The sequence below is a fragment of the Klebsiella sp. EMBS2024 genome, from assembly GCF_036233805.1.
GTDB classification, from domain to species: domain Bacteria; phylum Pseudomonadota; class Gammaproteobacteria; order Enterobacterales; family Enterobacteriaceae; genus Klebsiella; species Klebsiella pneumoniae.
Genome location: NZ_JAZARW010000001.1, coordinates 1,583,780 through 1,586,018, shown reverse-complemented (window position 1 = coordinate 1,586,018; position 2,239 = coordinate 1,583,780). Strand labels below are relative to the sequence as shown.

At 46.3% G+C, this 2,239-nt stretch carries 1 pseudogene; it reads right to left on the bottom strand.

Annotated features, from left to right (window positions below):
* Positions 1–885 precede the first annotated feature (885 nt).
* Positions 886–2,239 (bottom strand): annotated as a pseudogene (locus VZP09_RS07165) (phage tail length tape measure family protein); the annotation flags it as partial.

Sequence of the window (2,239 nt, the reverse complement as noted above, 5' to 3'; positions counted from 1 at the left end):
TGGCCTGCGTCGGCGTGGACGTATAAGCTCGCCTTTGCCGCGCGCGACCGGTGGTTAGCTGGGTTCGTTTTAACGGGCTTACAGGCTGGAATCCGTATCCTTCCTGCAGTGGCATTGGAAGATAGTCATGTGGGTAGTAGATATCAGTCATGCAGGCTCCCGGTAAAGTATCTCGAATAAAATTTCACCATTAACCTCAGGAGGGTTTTCATTTCAGAATAAAGCACGATGGAATCGAAGAAATCTCTGATTTTTTGGTTCAGATTAATGAAGATAAAAATCTTATTAAATCGAAACAAACACACAAGGCGATATATTTATCAACTCACCTCAAGAGCTAAAAGAAATCAAAAATAACAGCATTATCAATATATTAATTTTATTGGATTTAATGTGAACTTACATTGTTTCGGCACAGCCCCATATCAAAATAAAAAAATGGCGATGCGCCGACAGGAAATATACGTCAATGTGACTGCTTGTTTAAAAGCAACTCCTGAAGAAGAAGCGCAATAGAAACAAAGATCAAAACCCCACAAAAAACAATTTTTGCAAAATCATAGTTAAACACGGTTGTAAGCGTATCATTATTATATAAGTGATTATGCCTATAGGAATAAGTTGTGTAGATGTCATCGCATATTTCAAGAATTCCACCGACAATCAAAACAAGCCAAAGAAATGAAAACTTCACTCGGACCTCCTTACGTTTANGTCTCCTATTGAAGATTAGTCCGCCAATAAAAAGAGGAATCATAAAAGCTATGAAGTCTTTAAATGTAAATGTTAACAACGCTTCCATTAATAAGATCCTTGTGTTTTCTTGTACCTACTCAGATTGTTAGACTTACCTACCTAATCAAGTCTCAGCTAATGCAGTTTAGCTTACCTAGGGCCGTGTCGTGTATAGTTTCCTTTTAGAGCGTTGCCAAAAGCCCCTTGTGGCATGGTAACCTCCTTTGTGAGTTCACCTTTTAACTGCCTGGAAAGCTGTCGATTATTCTGATTGAGTGTAGCGCTCAACTGCTCCGGAGTAATACCCTGGAGATGAAACTCCTGATTAATCGGCGCGTGTACAGTTGTTTGCCTACGGTTATCGCTGTTAACGTTCTGAACACCAGTACCAAACCCTGTGCGCCCCAGAGTTGCATCAAGCGGTTGGCCATTTCGAAGTGCCTCAAGCTGAGACACGCCGATCCGGTTCGTTGATGCCTGGTCGAAGACGTACTCTCCTTTGTGAACAATACCCGCTGGCTGATACTTACCACCGGGGCCTGTGTAACCGCCGAAGGCGAAGCCAACACCTGAAACAGCCTGGATATTTGAGACGATACTGGCAGTCTGCGCAGCGATTGAGGCCATAGCGATGATGTTGGCCGGATAAGGCGCGCTAACTGCACCGCTTGCTATAGCCTGCTGGATTTTCACCATTGAGTCCGCGATAGCGAATGCCTTGCTCGCAGCAAAAGCGACCTTGTAGATTGCCGATTGCTCACCAAACCCCGTTCGCATGATTTCAGCGGTGCTATCAAACAAGGACTGCGTGGCCGCAGATATGATGGTGTTTTTCTGAGCCTCTATGACCTGATTTGCATCCGCTGCACGCTGACGAATAGAGGTCATTCTGGCCTCACCCTCGGCAGTTATTTCACCGGCCTTCGCATAGGCTTCCTCCTGAGCTGCCAGCCAGCGCTGGAGCTCTTGCTGAGCCTGGTCATATTCGTTGATTTGCCCCTGCATCCCCTCAAAAGTTCCAGAGAGTCGCCCTCCTGTGGGTGTCAGGTTTCCTACAACATTACGAACCGTCGAGGGCAGTTGCATATCGGTGTTTTGATAAATATCTGCCCGCGTTTTTTCATATTCACCGGGTTTCAGTTGCCCGGTTGCTTTGGCTTTCTCCAGCAGTTCAAGACGGGTTTTAAGCAGATCGTTGGTCCGCTCATCCTTCGTCTTTACCTGCTCCTGCATCTTCCGGTAATCGTCCAGGGTTTTTACGGAATTTTGAAGTGCCTCCTGCTGCTTATATGCCTGGAGGATTTCATCTGAACGGGAAAGGATCGCCTTCTGGTCAGCGGTGAGCTGCGTCTTAGATTTGAGGTCAGCAATCTGCTGCTCGAACTTGATACGAGCCTGTGTCGCGCTATTAAGCTTGTCACTGGCATCCAGCTGGGACTGCATGGCAGCAGTCTGCTGGTTTATCTGATCAAGCAGCCGGGTTGCTGCGTCCTCGGTATATGCT